The sequence below is a fragment of the Bacillus sp. FSL M7-1345 genome (genome assembly GCF_038006985.1).
Taxonomy (GTDB): domain Bacteria; phylum Bacillota; class Bacilli; order Bacillales; family Bacillaceae_G; genus Bacillus_A; species Bacillus_A cereus_U.
On record NZ_JBBOWG010000001.1, the window covers coordinates 2176176 to 2193621 of the forward strand.

Genomic DNA, 17446 nt, shown 5'->3' on the forward strand with positions numbered 1-17446 from the left:
CTATGATAACTAAAAAGTCCCCTATTAAATAGGGGACTTTTTTCTGATACATAATAAAATTAGGAAAGGAAAGTGGATAACGAACCACTTTCTTTTTTTCTTCATGCACTATTTTTAATTGTTTTTCTCTACTCAGCCTTTATGATTTACATAATTTTACTAATGGAAAGGCCAGTGAAGCACCTAATTGGATTATATTGGAATACTATTGAGTGATGCATAATATATGAGAATCTTTGATTATATATAGGATATTCATTGAGAAATGCAAGATGAAAAATAAAATATTTTCAGAAAAATGTTGAGAAAAGAAAAACTTAAATTTTTGATAAAGTATTGTAGGTGAAGAAATCTACAGGTTCTCTTTTGGAATTTCAAAAAAGATGATAAGAAATTATAGATTAAATTTTTATTTAAAGTACTATGTAATGCTTAAAGATGAAGCATTACATGGAAACGTAAAAAAATTTTATCTGAAAAATAAAAAAAGATTGACAAGTATATTGAGAAACATTATCATTTCGATGTAGATACAGAAAATGAAAATCATTATCAATAGATTGGTTTTGTTTCCTTTTCTATAATTAAGTAATAGAAAACACACTTGACCAATTAGTTTAGTAAGTGTATTATTTTTTACAACATAATTGATAATGAAAATCATTATCGTTTATGTTGTTTAATGAGATTAATTTTTATATGAGAGGATAGAGGAAATGAACTTAGGGGAATTTGATGGAAAAACCGTTTTAGTAACAGGTGCCGCTCAAGGTATAGGTAGTGTTGTAGCAAAAATGTTTTTAGAAAGAGGAGCTACAGTTATTGCGGTTGATCAAAATGCAGAAGGGCTTAATATGTTTTTAAATCATTATGCATCAAATGAAAGTCGTATTAAGACGTTTCATTTAGATGTGAGTGATAGTGTCGCTGTTGAAGAGGTAGTAGAACGAATTGAAAATGATATAGCGCCAATAGATATATTAGTAAATGTTGCAGGGGTTCTACGTATGGGAGGGATTCATTCTTTAAGTGACGAAGAATGGAATAAAACATTCTCTGTAAATACTACAGGAGTTTTCTATATGTCCCGAGCAGTAAGTAAACATATGATGTTAAGGAAGTCAGGGGGAATTGTTACAGTTGGTTCAAATGCGGCAAATACTCCGAGAATGGAGATGGCTGCGTATGCTGCATCAAAAGCTGCAACGACGATGTTCATGAAGTGTTTAGGATTAGAACTTGCAGCATACAATATTCGTTGTAACTTAGTTTCTCCGGGTTCTACTGAAACTGAAATGCAAAGATTACTATGGGCTGATGAGAATGGAGCTAAAAATATAATTGCTGGTTCTCAAAATACATATAGACTCGGAATTCCTTTACAAAAAATTGCACAACCTTCAGAAATTGCTGAAGCAGTATTGTTTTTAGCTTCAGATAAAGCAAGTCATATTACAATGCACAATTTATGTGTAGATGGCGGAGCTACATTAGGAGCTTAATAAAAAATTCAGGAGGTTATTATACTATGAATGAACTTACAGCCGTAAAGGAACTGTCAGAAAAACTTTTAGAAGATTATAAGACTGAATCTTCATTCTTTTTTGCTTCACCAAATCGAACGATATTGGCAGAAGGAGAGTTTACTACAGTAAAACATAGTGAAATCGAAAGTTTTCCAGAGCTTGTAAAGGCGGTATTAAGTAATGCCAAACAGGATGGAAATCCAAATCCTATCGTTGTAGGAGCTTTGCCATTTGATCGTAGAAAAGAAGTTCAACTTATTGTACCAGAATATTGCAGAATTACTGAGCGTTTACAGTTAGAAAAAACAAATGAGATAAAACAAAATGAGAAACTGGCATTTGAAATGACACCAGTTCCAGAGCCTGAAGTTTACATGAATGGTGTGAAGCAAGGAATAGCAAAAATTCAGGAAGGAGCTTTAAAGAAAATCGTTCTATCTAGATCGTTGGATGTTAAGTCTTCAGGGATAATTGATAAACAAAAGCTTCTTCGTGAATTAGCAGAGCATAATAAGCACGGCTACACATTTGCTGTTAATTTACCGAAAGATGAAAATGAGAAAAGTAAGACGTTAATTGGAGCAAGCCCTGAATTACTTGTTTCACGTAGTGGTATGCAAGTCATTTCTAATCCGTTAGCTGGTTCAAGACCACGAAGCGAGGATCCAGTAGAAGATAAAAGAAGAGCAGAAGAATTACTTTCTTCACCAAAAGATTTACACGAACATGCGGTAGTAGTTGAAGCGGTTGCCGCTGCACTTCTTCCGTATTGTCATACATTACATGTTCCGGAAAAACCATCAGTTATTCATAGTGAAGCAATGTGGCATTTGTCTACAGAAGTGAAAGGTGAACTTAAGGATCCAAATACTTCTTCTTTAGAATTAGCAATTGCTCTTCATCCTACGCCAGCAGTTTGCGGAACTCCAATGGAAGAAGCGAGAGAGGCTATTCAACAAATTGAGCCATTTGACCGTGAATTCTTTACAGGAATGTTAGGGTGGAGCGATCTAAATGGAGATGGCGAATGGATTGTTACAATTCGATGTGCTGAAGTGCAAGAGAATACACTTCGATTATTTGCAGGAGCTGGAGTTGTTGCTGAATCAAAACCAGAAGAGGAGTTAGCGGAGACATCAGCTAAATTTCAAACAATGTTAAAAGCTTTAGGGTTAAGTGATAATTCATTGAATGAAAAGTAGGGGGAAGAAAGAATGTTAACAGGTTATACGGAATGGCCAAAAGAATTAGTAGACCGTTATCGAGAAGAAGGTTGTTGGCTTGGAGAGACATTTGGTGCGATGTTAAGAGAACGCGCTGAAAAGCATGGAGATGAAATTGCGATTGTAAGTAGTAATACACATATAACGTATAGTGAACTTGATAAAAAGGTAGATCGCTTAGCTGCAGGTTTATTGAATTTAGGAATAAAGCAAGAGGACCGAGTTGTTCTTCAGCTACCCAATGTTATAGAGTTTTTCGAAATATGTTTTTCACTATTTCGAATTGGAGCGCTTCCTGTTTTTGCGCTACCTTCACATCGAAGCAGTGAAATTAGTTATTTTTGTGAGTTTGGTGAGGCGAGCGCTTACGTTATTTCAGATAAGGCACTCGGATTTGATTATCGAAAACTAGCAAGAGAAGTGAAAGAGAAAGTTCCAACCTTACAACATGTAATCGTAGTGGGGGAAGAAGAAGAATTTGTGAACATAAATAATCTTTATATGGATCCGGTTCCATTACCAGAAGTTCAGCCAAGTGATGTTGCGTTTCTCCAATTATCAGGAGGGACAACAGGGCTTTCTAAATTAATTCCTAGAACACATGATGACTATATTTATAGTTTACGTGTTAGCGCTGAAATTTGTAATTTGAATGCAGAAAGCGTCTATATGGCAGTGCTTCCAGTAGCACACAATTACCCGATGAGTTCTCCAGGAACTTTTGGAACGTTCTACGCGGGTGGAAAAGTAGTGTTGGCAACTGGAGGTAGTCCAGACGAGGCATTCGATCTTATAGAAAAAGAAAAGGTTACGATTACAGCTCTAGTTCCACCATTAGCAATGATATGGCTTGATGCTGTAGATTCCCGTAACAAAGATTTATCGAGCCTACAAGTACTTCAAGTAGGAGGTGCGAAGTTTAGCGCTGAAGTGGCGAAACGTATACACCCAACATTCGGTTGTACTTTGCAGCAAGTGTTCGGTATGGCAGAAGGGTTAGTAAATTACACAAGATTAAATGATCCTGAAGAAATCATTATTCATACACAAGGTAGACCGATGTCTACATTCGATGAAGTAAGAGTTGTTGATGAAAATGATAATGATGTTAAGTCTGGTGAAGTAGGCAGTTTATTAACGCGAGGGCCATATACAATTCGTGGCTATTATAAAGCAGCAGAGCATAATGCAAGATCATTTACAGAAGATGGTTTTTATCGCACAGGTGATCTTGTGAAAGTGAATGAACAAGGTTACATCATTGTAGAAGGAAGAGATAAAGATCAAATTAACCGTGGTGGTGAGAAAGTTGCTGCGGAGGAAGTTGAAAATCATCTTTTAGCACACGATGCAGTACATGATGTAGCAATTGTATCTATGCCTGACGATTATTTAGGAGAACGTACTTGTGCTTTTGTTATAGCTCGTGGACAAACTCCAACAGTAAGTGAATTAAAAATATTTTTAAGAGAACGTGGTATAGCGGCGTATAAGATTCCAGATCGAATCGAATTTATTGAATCATTCCCGCAAACAGGTGTTGGAAAAGTAAGCAAAAAAGAATTACGTAAAGTCATTGCTGCAAAACTTATTACAGTAAAACGATAAAAAACTATTAGAATCGGAAGGAAGTGATTAGATGGCTATCCCATCTATTTCAGTATATAAAATGCCAATTGAATCAGAACTACCAAAAAATCAAGTGAATTGGACGCCAGATCCGAAACGTGCGGTTCTTCTAATCCATGACATGCAAGAATATTTTCTTGATGCATATAGCGATAAAGAATCGCCAAAAGTAGAACTAATTTCAAATATTAAGGTGATAAGAGAAAGATGTAAGGAACTAGGTATACCAGTTGTTTATACAGCACAACCTGGTGGACAAACGTTGGAACAACGAGGGTTATTACAAGACTTTTGGGGTGACGGTATTCCTGCTGGACCAGATAAAAAGAAAATTGTCGATGAACTTACTCCAGATGAGGATGATATATTCCTAACAAAATGGAGATATAGTGCATTTAAAAAGACGAATCTATTAGAAATTTTAAATGAACAAGGAAGAGATCAACTTATTATTTGCGGTATTTATGCGCATATTGGCTGCCTTTTAACAGCTTGTGAAGCATTTATGGATGGTATAGAGCCATTTTTTGTAGCAGATGCAGTTGCTGATTTTTCACTAGAGCATCATAAACAAGCATTGCAGTATGCATCTAATAGATGTGCAGTAACGACATCAACCAACTTACTGTTAAAAGATTTACAAAGTTTAAAAGGTGATGACGGTGAAGGGATCACTTTACAGGAAGTGCATGAACTAATTGCACAACTACTCCGTGAGCCAATAGAGAGTATTGAAATTGATGAAGATTTATTAAATAGAGGACTTGATTCGGTCAGAATTATGAGTTTAGTAGAGAAGTGGCGTCGCGAAGGGAAAGAAATCACTTTTGCAGATTTAGCAGAACGTCCAACTGTTGATGATTGGTACCGTTTACTATCTTCACAAACAGCACAGGTGCTGTAACAAATAGACTACATAATAAAGGGGTAGTAAAGAATGCCTAACAGTCAAAAGATTCGTCATTCGTTATCATCTGCGCAGTTTGGTATGTGGTTTGCGCAACAATTAGATCCGCTTAGTCCGATTTATAATACTGGGGAATATATAGAAATAAACGGAAATATTAATCAAGAAATTTTCGAGTTAGCTGTACGTAAAGTTGTAACAGCAGCAGAAGCACTTCATGTTCGTTTCGAAGAGGATGAAATTGGCCCATGGCAAGTTATTGAGGAATCGTCAAAGTTTCATATGCATTTTATTGACGTTCGTAAAGAGGAAAATCCTGAAGAAGCTGCTAAGGTATGGATGAAAAATGATTTATCTATGCCCGTGGATTTAACAGAGGATAAATTATTTACTGAAGCACTTATTCAAATTGAAAATAATCGTTTCTTTTGGTATCAGCGCATCCATCACATAGTGATGGATGGCTATGGATTTTCACTTCTTAGCCAAAAGGTAGCGAATGAGTATACATCACTTATAGAAGAAACAAACAAGAATGAAAAGCCATTTGGCTCTCTTGCAAAAATTGTACAAGAAGATAATGAGTATCGTGAATCTAAACAATTTCAGGAAGATCGTAATTTTTGGTTAGAGAAGTTTGCAGATGAACCGGAAGTTGTAAGTTTAGCAGAACGAGCGCCGAGAACATCAAATGGATTTTCACGAGAAACTGCTTATTTATCAAATTCTAGTACGAAAACATTACTAGAAGGTATCAATATTTCGTTAACGAGTTGGCCCGAATTTGTTGTAGCCGTAACAAGTATTTATATGCATAAATTAACAGGTGCAAATGATATTGTTTTAGGTTTACCGATGATGGGGCGTCTTGGTTCTGTATCTATTTATACACCAAGCATGGTAATGAATTTAGTTCCACTGCGTCTCACTGTAACTCCAAATATAACTCTTGCGGAATTAATACAGCAAGTTTCTAAAGAAATTCGAGACGTACGTCGTCATCATAAATACCGTCATGAGGAATTAAGAAGAGACTTAAAATTACTAGGTGAAAATCAAAGGTTGTTTGGGCCGTTAGTGAATGTTATGCCTTTTGATTACGGGCTTAACTTTGCTGGAAATCGTGGTATTACACATAATTTATCAGCAGGACCCGTCGATGATTTATCGATAAATGTATATAAACGTTTCGATGAAAATGAGTTAATGATTCATTTTGATGCGAATCCGGAAGTATATAGCGATACGGAACTAGCATTGCATAAAGAAAGATTTATGAATCTATTAGAATTAGTGATAAATAATTATCACAAAGACGAGCCGATTGGAAAAATAAACATTACTCTTCCTGAAGAAAATCATAAAGTTTTATTGGAATGGAATGAAACTAAGAAAGCTGAAGAGCTAATTAATCTACCTATATTATTTGAAAAACAAGTACAAAAAAATCCAAATAAAATAGCGGTTATTTGTAACGGGATAAAACTTACGTATAAAGAGCTGAATGAACGAGCGAATGAACTTGCAAACTATTTATTAGAAGAAGGAATACAATCAAATCAGTTTGTAGCCTTAGCATTTCCAAGATCAATAGAAATGGTAGTTAGTATGTTAGCAGTTCTAAAGGCAGGTGCAGCATATTTACCAATAGATCCAGAATACCCAGACGAGCGAATTACTTATATAGTAAATGATGCAAATCCAGTTTGTATCATAACACATTCAGCTGTTTCATCCTCTTTAGTGATAGAAAATGATATTAAAAAAATCGTATTAAATAGCGAAGAAACGAAAATAGCGTTAAAAACATATTCTCATATGAATATACCATTCAGAAATGATGAATCACTTTTAAACCCAGCTTATACAATTTACACTTCAGGATCAACAGGGAAGCCAAAAGGTGTAATTGTTCCTATGAAAGGTTTAAGTAACTTCTTATTATCTATGAAACATACGTTTTCATTAAATGAAAACGATCATTTATTAGCAGTTACAACGTTTGCGTTTGATATTTCTGCTTTAGAAATTTATTTACCTCTTATTAGTGGTGCAAGTATAACAATTGCTCAGAAAGAGGTAATCCAAGAGCCTTCTGCGTTAACGACACTTTTACAAGAAGAAAGAGCGACAATTATGCAAGCTACACCGACGCTCTGGCAGGCGTTAGTAACTGAATATCCAGAGAGGCTACAAGGGCTAAACGTGCTCGTTGGTGGTGAAGCTCTTCCGGCACATTTAGCAAATAAATTAAAAGAATTAGGTTGCTCTATAACAAATTTATATGGACCAACTGAAACGACAATTTGGTCTACCTTCATGAACATTGATGAAATTGAAAGTGGTATACCTCCTATTGGAAAGCCAATTTGGAATACTGAAGTGTATGTGTTAGATGCAGGGTTACAACCAGTTCCACCTGAAGTTATTGGTGAATTATATATTGCGGGTGAAGGACTTGCGAACGGATATTTAGGAAAACCTGAGTTAACAGCTGAACGGTTTGTTGCAAACCCTTATGGAAAAGCTGGAGCACGTATGTACCGCACAGGTGATCTTATGAAATGGCGTACCGATGGTGTGTTAGAGTACATTAGTCGCGCAGATCATCAAATTAAAATTCGTGGTTTCCGAATTGAATTAGCTGAAATTGAAACGGTGTTACAAGGGCATCAAAGTATTCGACAAGCGGTAGTAATAGTACGAGAAGATCATCCAAATGATAAACGAATCATTGCGTATCTCGTTGCAGAAGAGAAGGAACCAATTAAACCTTCAGAAATTCGTGCTTATATTTCAGAAAGTTTAGCGAATTATATGGTACCATCGGCATTTGTTGTGCTAGAAGAATTACCATTAACACCAAATGGTAAGGTTGATAGAAAGAAATTACCTGCTCCTGATTTTAATGGAATGAATAATGAGAGAGTTGCTAGAAATCCGAAAGAAGAAATACTATGTGATTTATTTGCAGAAGTACTTAGTATTTCGCGAATTAGCATTGATGATAATTTCTTTGAAATGGGTGGCCATTCGCTTCTTGCATCTCGTTTAATGGCAAGAATTCGTGAAACGTTAAATGTCGAATTAGGAATCGGGAAACTATTTGAATCACCAACTGTTGCTGAATTAGCGAAACAATTGGATCGTGCAAAAAGCGCGAGACCAGCTATTAAGAAAGTAAGTAGACCAAATGAAATTCCACTTTCATTTGCACAGCGCAGGTTATGGTTCTTAAATTGTTTAGAAGGTCCAAGTCCTACTTATAATATTCCGTTAGTTATTCGTATGTCTGGAAAATTGAATGAGGAAGCATTACAAGGTGCCTTTTATGATGTAGTTGAGAAACATGAAACACTTAGAACAATTTTCCCGAATTCACTTGGCAGTTCATATCAAAGAATTCTAGAAATGGATAAATTGAATTTAAAAATGATTATAACAAATACATGTAAGGATGAATTAGAAAGTACACTGTCTGAAGCTGTAAGATATAGTTTTAATCTTGATATCGAACCAGCAATTCGTTTGCAACTTTTTAAAGTAAGTGAAAACGAACATGTATTACTAATTCTCTTGCACCATATTATAGGAGATGGTTGGTCATTACAACCATTAACGAGAGATTTTACAGCGGCCTATAAAGCACGACATCAAGGGGATAGTGTTAAATTAGAAATACTTCCAGTCCAATATGCAGATTATTCACTATGGCAACAACAGCTACTAGGTGATGAAACGACACCAGATAGTCTTATTTCAACACAATTAGATTTTTGGAAAGAGGAACTAAAAGGTTTACCAGATCAAATGGAGTTACCTACAGATTACCAGCGCCCAATTGAAACTAGTTATCGCGGGGAAACAATTTATTTTCATATAGATGAAGGTATGCATAGTAGGTTAGTAGAGCTCGCTCGTAAAAATGGAGTTAGTTTGTTTATGGTGTTGCAAGCAGGACTAAGTGCGCTATTTACAAGATTAGGTGCTGGTACTGATATACCAATTGGTAGTCCGATTGCTGGAAGAAACGACGATGCACTCTCGGGTATAGTCGGTTTATTTGTAAATACATTAGTGTTACGTACGGATACATCGGGAGATCCAATCTTTAAAGAGTTATTGAATAGAGTGAAGCAGGCAAATCTAGCAGCTTATGAAAATCAAGATGTTCCATTTGAACGACTCGTTGAAGTGTTAAACCCAGTACGTACTCGAAATAGTCACCCGCTGTTTCAAGTTATGTTAGCTTTTCAAAATACGCCAGAAGCAACGTTTGATGTTCCAGATTTAGAAGCGAGCCTTGAAATTCAAAGTGTTGGCTCTGCAAAATTTGATTTAACATTTGAAATTAGCGAGAGTAACGGAGTTGATGGTACTCCAAACGGCTTACACGGATTGTTAGAGTTTAGTACCGATTTATATAAACGTGAAACGGTTCAAAAACTAATAGAACGATTCATTCTGTTATTAGATGATGCGGCAAGACATCCGGATCAATCAATTGGTAGATTAGAAATATTAACTTTAGCAGAGCGAAATACAGTTTTAGAAAAGTGGAATGGTGGTTTTCAAATTGTACCTGAAATGACATTGCCACAATTATTTGAAAAGCAGGCTTATGTAAGTCCAAATTCTATTGCTGTCGTCTTTGAAGATGAAAAGCTAACTTATGAAGAGCTAAATAGAAAAGCGAATAGAATAGCTCGTTTGTTAATAGCGAAAGGAATCGGTCCTGATCAACTCGTTGCTTTAGCGATGCCGAGATCTTTAAATATGGTTGTAAGCTTACTTGCTGTTCTTAAAGCTGGTGCGGGATACCTTCCGTTAGATCCGGATTATCCGTCAGATCGTATCTCATTTATGCTACACGATGCGAAACCATCATGTGTTTTAACAAATTCAGATGTGGAAATTGAATGTGATGAAGCACTAAAGATTTTAGTTGATGATGTGAACGTAATAGAAGAAATTGAGAAATATAGTGAAGACAATATTGATGAAATGGAGCGCATTAAGCCGTTATCTCCTTCACATATTGCTTATGTTATTTATACGTCAGGATCAACAGGTAGACCGAAAGGCGTTATGATACCTCATCAAAATGTAGTAAGACTTTTAGGAGCAACTGATCATTGGTTCCAATTTGACGCAGACGATGTGTGGACGATGTTCCATTCATACGCTTTTGATTTCTCAGTTTGGGAAATTTGGGGACCTTTATTATATGGAGGGCGTCTAGTTGTAGTACCACATACTGTAAGTCGCTCGCCGAAAGAATTTTTACAACTGCTTGTTAAGGAAAAGGTGACTGTTTTAAACCAAACTCCATCAGCGTTCTATCAACTGATGCAAGCAGATCGTGAAAATGAAGAGATTGGTCAAAAATTATCTTTACGATATGTTGTTTTTGGTGGAGAAGCACTTGAACTAAGTCGATTAGAAGATTGGTATAGTCGTCATCCTTATAACGCACCGAAGCTTATTAATATGTACGGAATAACGGAGACGACGGTACATGTTAGTTATATTGAATTAGATGAAAGTATCGTATCTTTACGAGCAAATAGTTTAATCGGGTGCAGTATACCGGATCTTAAAGTATACGTATTAGATAACTATTTACAACCGATGCCACCTGGAGTAGTTGGAGAAATGTATGTTGCAGGTGCAGGGCTCGCTCGTGGATATTTAGGAAGAGCAGGATTAACTGCTGAACGTTTTATTGCAGATCCATTTGGTAAGCCAGGTACAAGAATGTATCGTACAGGAGACTTAGCACGTTGGCGTCAAGATGGGACGTTAGATTATATAGGACGTGCAGATCATCAAATTAAAATTCGTGGATTCCGAATTGAATTAGGGGAAATAGAAGCGGTAATAATGAAACATCCTAAAGTTGAACAAGTAGCTGTTATTGTACGAGAAGATCAACCAGGGGATAAACGATTAGTTTCTTATATCGTCGCATCAAATAATGAAACGATTGATACGAATGAAATGCGTCAGCATGCGGGAGGTAGTTTACCAGATTACATGGTTCCATACGCTTTTGTAGTAGTAAATGAGTTACCTTTAACGCCAAACGGTAAATTAGATAGAAAGGCATTGCCAGCTCCAGAATTTATTGCATCATCTTCTAGCCGCGGACCAAGAACACCGCAAGAAGAAATATTATGTGACTTGTTTACAGAAGTTTTAAGTGTGTCTCAAATTGGAATTGATGATGGATTCTTTGATCTTGGTGGTCATTCACTTCTTGCAGTGCAGCTGATGAGTCGCATTAAAGAGGCACTTGGAGTTGAACTAAATATCGGAACTTTATTTGCAGCACCTACTGTTGCAGGGCTTGCTGAAAGACTTGAAATGGGGAATGGTCAAAGTGCACTTGATGTGTTGCTTCCATTACGAGCAAGCGGAGATCAATTACCACTATTTTGTGTACATCCAGCAGGTGGATTAAGTTGGTGCTATGCAGGACTTATGAAATCTTTAGGAACAGATTATCCAATCTATGGTGTACAAGCACGTGGTATCGCTAAAAATGAAGAACTTCCAAAAAGCTTAGAGGAGATGGCGGCGGATTATTTAAAACACGTTCGTGAAGTACAGCCTCACGGACCGTATCGTTTACTCGGTTGGTCGCTTGGAGGAAATGTTGTTCATGCAATGGCGGCGCAACTACAAAATGAAGGGGAAGAAGTAGAATTACTCGTTATGCTTGATTCTTATCCTGGTCATTTCTTACCAAATACGGAAGCACCTACTGAAGAAGAAGCGTTAATCGCATTACTTGCTTTAGGTGGATATGATCCAGATAACATGGATGGTAAACCACTTACTATGGAAAGTGCGGTTGCAATACTTCGCAAAGATGGAAGTGCATTAGCAAGTCTTGAAGAAGAGACTATTTTGAACTTGAAAGAAACTTATGTAAATTCGGTAGGGTTGTTAGGGAAATACGTACCGAAAGTTTATAACGGGGATATTTTATTCTTTAGATCTACTGTTATACCAGACTGGTTTGATCCTATTTCTCCAAATACGTGGCTAAATTATTTAGACGGGGAAATCGTGCAGCATGATATTGATTGTAGACATAAAGATTTATGTCAACCAGGTCCACTTACAGAAATTGGACAAGTATTAGCGGAATATTTGCAGAATAAGAAAGGGGTAAGTAAAGTATGACGAATCCATTTGAAAATGATAATTACACATATAAAGTATTAATGAATGAGGAGGGCCAGTATTCTCTCTGGCCTGCCTTTCTCGATGTACCTATTGGATGGAATGTTGTACATGAAGAGGCTAGCAGACAAGTTTGCTTAGAATATGTTGAAGTTAACTGGAACGATTTAGATCCGAAAAAAAATCAAATTAGCGAGAAAATATTAGTAGGAAAACAATAATGAAAGCAAACATAAATCCAAAAGTAGTTGTAAGCATCGTTTATATAACAGCGATGTTTATGGCTGCGATGGATGCAACGATTGTGAATGTAGCACTGCAAACGATAAGTAAAGAACTACAAGTACCTCCTTCTGCAATGGGGACAGTAAATATTGGGTATTTAGTTAGCTTGGCTGTTTTTCTTCCGATTTCTGGTTGGTTAGGAGATCGCTTTGGTACGAAAAAAGTATTTTTAACTGCCCTTTTCGTTTTTACAATTGCATCTGCATTATGTGGAATTGCTAATGATATTACTTCATTAAACATTTTTCGTATCATTCAAGGTGCTGGTGGCGGACTTTTAACACCAGTCGGGATGGCGATGTTATTCCGAACATTTTCACCAGAGGAAAGACCAAAAATTTCTCGATTTATTGTACTTCCAATTGCTGTAGCACCAGCGATCGGACCAATTATTGGTGGTTTCTTTGTAGATCAAATGTCTTGGCGCTGGGCATTTTATATTAATCTGCCGTTTGGTATCATTGCGTTGCTATTTGGACTTCTATTTTTAGCAGAGCATATTGAAAAATCGGCTGGTTGTTTTGATTCTATCGGTTTTGTTCTTTCAGCACCAGGTTTTGCGATGCTCATCTATGCACTCAGTCAAGGCCCGTCAAAAGGTTGGATTTCTCCAGAAATAATAAGTACTGGAATAGCTGGGATTGTATTCATTACATTGTTTATAATTGTAGAACTGAAAGTAAAGCAACCGATGTTAGATTTACGCTTATTAAAAGAACCGGTCTTTAGAAAAATGAGTCTTATTTCGTTGTTTTCATCAGCTGGTTTACTAGGAATGTTATTTATTTTTCCGCTTATGTATCAAAATGTAATAGGAGTTTCCGCGCTGGAATCAGGTCTTACGACATTCCCAGAGGCGATTGGATTAATGATTTCTTCACAGTTTGTACCATGGTCGTATAAGAAATTAGGAGCTCGAAAGGTAATCTCTATTGGATTAATAAGTACAGCGGTTATATTTGTTTTATTAAGTTTTGTAAATCATGATACGAATCCATGGCAAATACGGGCACTATTGTTTGGCGTAGGTATTTTCTTAGGTCAATCTGTCGGTGCAGTTCAATTTTCTGCTTTTAACAATATTGCACCATCTTCTATGGGTAGAGCAACTACTATATTCAATGTGCAAAATCGATTAGGATCTGCCATAGGAGTTGCTGTTTTAGCTAGTATACTATCTGGTTTTGGAAGTAATAACGTACAGAATAATGTACAATCAGATTTCTTACCATATCAAGCTGCATTAATTGGATCAGCAATATTTTTACTGGTAGCATTACTATTTTCTTTACGTATTTCCGATAAAGAGGTAATGTCAAAGAAGAATAAAAAGCCGGTATCTGTATTACAAAAAAAGAAAGAAGTCGTAAATGAATGAGTTGCAGCATGCTAATACTCTTTTGAAATAAAGTGATATTGGTATTTAAAAGGAGAGAGTTTACATGATAGAGAGTAAAGTTGTAGATTCTGTACCAACTCTTAATGAGAATAGTTGTCAAATATGGTGGGCGAGAATTTCAGATTTACAATCATGGCATTACAATTTACTAAATGATGTAGAGCGAGAGAAAGCAAATTCATATCATCATTCGGCAGATCGTGCACGTTTTATAATAGGTTGTGTAATTAGTAGGTTAGTTCTTGGAAAGATACTTTCTATGTCGCCAGTTCAAGTACCGATTGATCGAATGTGCCCGGTATGTAAGTTAAAACACGGTAGACCTCAATTACCAGAAGGTATGCCGCAAATATCCGTTTCCCATTCGGGTGAGTGGGTTGTCGTGGCATTTACAGAATCTGCACCTGTTGGTGTTGATGTTGAACAAATGAATCCAAATATAGATGTTATGAAAATGGCAGAGGGCGTATTAACAGACATTGAAATAGCACAAGTTATGAAATTACCTGATGAGCAGCGACTAGAAGGATTTTTAACATATTGGACTCGAAAAGAAGCAGTGCTGAAAGCGACAGGTGAAGGACTATTGATTCCACCAGTAGAAATTACAGTATCAGCTCCAAATGACCCTCCCGAATTGTTAATTTTTAAGGATAGACAAGAGTTAGCAGAAAATACAGTGATGGAAGATGTAAGACCTAGTTTAGATTATATGGCTTCCATTGCAATATTTAGTAAAGAAGTAACTGAAATTACGCAGTTAGAAGCGGTATCGCTATTAAATTATAAATCAATTTAATAAAATATTTTATAGAAGAGGTGTTCCTCATGTTAGTGGCGGAAAATAGAAAAAGCGAATTAATTTATAATGTACAAGCAATTAAAAATATTTTATTTTCTGGAGATAAATCATCTATTCTTGCTTTAGAAAAGCTTTTGAATGATACAGTTCAATTTGATGTTCTAGAACAAGAGGTAATTGATAGACAGTACATTCCGAAAGAAGCAAAAAATTTCTTTGATAAAAACGGAACATTTCTTTACCGCGTATCTAATGTTAGTTATAAAGGTAAGGTGTTATCTGAAAATCTAATTTTTGCAGACACTTCGTTTTTACCACATACTATAAAGCAAGAATTAGAGGATGGAAATATTCCAGTTGAAAAACTTATAGAAAAGATGGAAGTAAGAAGAAACGTATTATATGAAGGATATCAGCCATCTGGAAATATTATTGAATTGTTTGATGGATGTTCTGTTTCAGCGAATGTTTATCCAACTAGAAAATATCAAATTGTAAGGAACTGCAAATGTATATTTTATATTTGTGAAGTGTATCATGCAGAGAATATACAGGAACTGCTTAAATAAGAAATAAACAAGAAACCAGCCTATAAAATGGCTGGTTTCTTGTTTATTTTACAGCTTCTTTTAATTCTTTACCTGCTTTAAATGCTGGAACTTTACCAGCAGCAATCTGAATTTCTTCTCCAGTTTGCGGATTACGCCCTGTACGAGCAGATCTTTCACGCACTTCAAAAGTTCCAAAGCCGATTAGTTGAACTTTATCGCCAGATTGTAATGCAGTAGCAATTGTGTCAAATACGGATTGTACAGCTGCAGAAGCATCCTTTTGAGAAATATCAGCTGATTGTGCCACGTTTTTAATTAATTCTGTTTTGTTCATGTTTTCACCTCATAAAAAATTTTTTAGAATGAATGTTTTAGTATAATGGTTAGTAAAGATAAAGCTAACTTTGTGATTAGAAAGAATGCTGTATATTTATGTTAATTTCGTTGAAAGAAACTGAATCCCTGCAAATTAAAGGGATTTATTAAGAATTGATGCATACGACAAGCTATAATATGAAAATGAGGGGGGAGTATACGGATGATTTTTCGTGAAAAGAATGAGAAAGAAAGTATATTAATTCGTCAACATGATCATGGTTTTTTAGCTGGTGAGATTGCAAGCCATATAAAAGAAGATATTTTTGAAGATAAAACATACTTAAAAGAGACAATTGATGCAATATACGAACATGATAGAGGATGGATAGAGCTTGATAAAGTACCAATTTTGAATGATGCTAAAAATAATCCATATACATTTATGGATTGTCCAAGTTCATTACGCTTTGTTTTTTATACGATTGGTTTGAATGCAATTGAAGAGTCAAATCCATACGGGGCGTTACTTTGTAGTAAACATTTTTTATCGTTTCCATTAAATGAGGAAGACGAAGAGATGATGTCATTTTATACAGGGGAATTGGAACGACAAAAAAGAATATTGAAAACGTTAACAAAAGAACAATTTGCGATGTTCGATAAACATTATAGATTATTAAAGTTTTGTGATGAACTTTCTTTATATGTATGCATGAATAAGCCTGGTGTAAAAAAGAAAAATGAAATTGATTTGTTTAAAGATGGTTTTGAAGGAACAGAAATCTTTAATAGTAAGGATGAGAAACCTATTCGAGCTGATTGGGTGGATGAAGAAACAATTCGAATTACACCGTTTCCATTTAAAACGGAATTTCATACGTACGTAAAATATAAAACTATAAATAAACATGAAATTAATGAAAAAGGGATTGTAAAAGCTGATAGAGAATCGGAAATGAAGAAACAAAACATTCGTTTCATACAATAAGGAGGCGATGTAAATTGAAAGATTACATGTTAAAACAGTTTGATTATCATGTATGGGCTAATACACGCTTATTCAATCGATTAAAAGAGCTACCAAATTATGAGATAATCTTCAACGAAAAGGTTCAGAGTGTATTTCCATCAATTAAGGATACTTTTGCACATATTTATATTACTGATCACGTATGGTTACACATATTACATGGTAAAAGTATGAGTGAGGCAATACAAGATCGTGAAAAACTACAAAAACAAGTCGAAGCAAAGTCGTTACATGAATTAGAAAAAATGTTTATAAATATGGCCAATCAGTATAAAGAATTTCTAAGTACACTAAAAGAAGTAAATGCTGTATTTGTTATTGAGAACCCTTATGTAGGGAAATTAGAAACTTCAATTTTAGAGCTAGTACAACACGTTGTAAATCATGGTACATATCATAGAGGGAATATAACAGCGATGATTCGTCAACTTGGTCATTCCTCGACTATGATGGATTTTGTACTTTATTTACATATGGTTCAGAAGGATGGGGAATAATATAGTTTGAAAAAGGAATGCTCATTATATATGAGTCATTCTTTTTTTGATAGATTAACTGTGGCTTTAAAATAAAGTTATACTGTTT

General features: G+C 35.5%; 12 protein-coding genes. 11 read left to right on the plus strand and 1 reads right to left on the minus strand.

Translation table 11 applies throughout. The features are described from left to right. The first annotated feature begins 716 nt into the window (after nt 1-716). The 9 genes from dhbA to MHB76_RS11385 all read left to right on the plus strand — a co-directional run bounded on the left by dhbA (nt 717) and on the right by MHB76_RS11385 (nt 15531). Complete coding sequence (gene dhbA, locus MHB76_RS11345; protein ID WP_340986495.1) at nt 717-1502, plus strand: 2,3-dihydro-2,3-dihydroxybenzoate dehydrogenase; 786 nt, start codon at nt 717-719, stop codon at nt 1500-1502. Between the two features lie 26 nt (nt 1503-1528). Next, entirely contained in the window at nt 1529-2728 is a 1200-nt protein-coding gene (gene dhbC / locus MHB76_RS11350; RefSeq protein WP_078174210.1) for an isochorismate synthase DhbC, read from the plus strand. Between the two features lie 12 nt (nt 2729-2740). Next, nucleotides 2741-4357 carry a (2,3-dihydroxybenzoyl)adenylate synthase gene (locus MHB76_RS11355; RefSeq protein ID WP_078174209.1) on the plus strand — a complete coding sequence of 539 codons (1617 nt, stop codon included), beginning with the start codon at nt 2741-2743 and terminating at the stop codon, nt 4355-4357. A gap of 31 nt (nt 4358-4388) precedes the next feature. After that, nucleotides 4389-5282, plus strand: a complete 894-nt coding sequence (locus MHB76_RS11360; RefSeq protein WP_340986497.1) for an isochorismatase family protein — start codon at nt 4389-4391, stop codon at nt 5280-5282. Nucleotides 5283-5315: 33 nt separating this feature from the next. Continuing rightward, nucleotides 5316-12476 (plus strand): amino acid adenylation domain-containing protein, encoded by a 7161-nt coding sequence (locus MHB76_RS11365; protein ID WP_199709537.1) that lies wholly within the window; start codon nt 5316-5318, stop codon nt 12474-12476. Then, nucleotides 12473-12697 (plus strand): MbtH family protein, encoded by a 225-nt coding sequence (locus tag MHB76_RS11370; RefSeq protein ID WP_002157915.1) that lies wholly within the window; start codon nt 12473-12475, stop codon nt 12695-12697. Before MHB76_RS11365 ends, MHB76_RS11370 begins: the two co-directional genes overlap by 4 nt. After that, the gene (locus MHB76_RS11375; protein ID WP_078174206.1) at nt 12697-14139 is read left to right on the plus strand and encodes an MDR family MFS transporter; all 1443 of its coding nucleotides are present in this window, start codon (nt 12697-12699) and stop codon (nt 14137-14139) included. Before MHB76_RS11370 ends, MHB76_RS11375 begins: the two co-directional genes overlap by 1 nt. Before the next feature lie 64 nt (nt 14140-14203). Next, nucleotides 14204-14959, plus strand: coding sequence for a 4'-phosphopantetheinyl transferase Sfp (gene sfp / locus MHB76_RS11380; protein ID WP_199709536.1), 756 nt, complete (start codon nt 14204-14206; stop codon nt 14957-14959). A 29-nt stretch (nt 14960-14988) separates the two neighbouring features. Beyond that, nucleotides 14989-15531, plus strand: a complete 543-nt coding sequence (locus MHB76_RS11385) for a chorismate pyruvate-lyase family protein (RefSeq protein WP_199709535.1) — start codon at nt 14989-14991, stop codon at nt 15529-15531. Nucleotides 15532-15574: 43 nt separating this feature from the next. On the opposite strand, the gene MHB76_RS11390 is transcribed toward MHB76_RS11385, so the two are convergent. Further along, nucleotides 15575-15847, minus strand: a complete 273-nt coding sequence (locus MHB76_RS11390) for an HU family DNA-binding protein (RefSeq protein WP_001043907.1) — start codon at nt 15845-15847, stop codon at nt 15575-15577. A gap of 204 nt (nt 15848-16051) precedes the next feature. On the opposite strand from MHB76_RS11390, the gene MHB76_RS11395 reads away from it, so the two are divergent. Both MHB76_RS11395 and MHB76_RS11400 read left to right on the plus strand, forming a co-directional pair. Continuing rightward, entirely contained in the window at nt 16052-16819 is a 768-nt protein-coding gene (locus MHB76_RS11395) for a DUF3891 family protein (protein WP_002202080.1), read from the plus strand. A 14-nt stretch (nt 16820-16833) separates the two neighbouring features. After that, nucleotides 16834-17358: a DinB family protein gene (locus MHB76_RS11400; RefSeq protein WP_002157908.1), complete on the plus strand. Its 525-nt coding sequence runs from the start codon at nt 16834-16836 to the stop codon at nt 17356-17358. The last annotated feature ends 88 nt before the right edge of the window (nt 17359-17446 follow it).